The organism is Vibrio sp. 2132-1, from assembly GCF_033344315.1.
In genome coordinates, this window is sequence record NZ_JAWPON010000705.1 from 1 (window position 1) to 556 (window position 556).

Sequence of the window (556 nt, forward strand, 5' to 3'; positions counted from 1 at the left end):
TGGGCAACAACCAAATTCCACACATGAATTTGATCCGCAAAACACAATGCCATTCCGGATGGGATTGGGGCATTTGTTTGATGGTATCGGGTATTTACGACCCAATCCAAATCGATGTAGTGACCGACATTTGGTTAAAAAATGTCTCAACCGAGCAACAATGGCAAGCCGATGGCAGTGTGATTTTAGACGCGCTGGTGGAAGTGCAAACCGACAATCAAAGCCATCATGTTGTCGTCGAATTTGATGGCGAAGTTCAATTCATTCAAACCGAAGGAAGTGGTCACTATCACTGCCAGTTCCATGTTCAAAAGCCGCAACTCTGGTGGCCCGCAGGTTACGGCGATGCGCATCTGTACACCATTTCTGTTGGTTGTGGTGAGCAAACGCTGTCGCGCAAGATTGGACTTCGTCAGTTGAGCTTAAATAGTCAGGCAGATGAACATGGCTCTGCGATGGAATTTATCGTCAATGGCACGCCTATTAATGCCAAAGGTGCGAACTGGATTCCTGTCGATGCGATGCCGGGGCGAGAATGTGAACACCGTTATCGAGA

The 556-nt window shown here is 47.8% G+C and carries 1 protein-coding gene; it reads left to right on the top strand.

Annotated features, from left to right (window positions below):
* A partial coding sequence (locus tag R8N47_RS27500; RefSeq protein ID WP_412034499.1) for a glycosyl hydrolase 2 galactose-binding domain-containing protein occupies nucleotides 1-556 on the top strand: 556 nt, incomplete at both ends.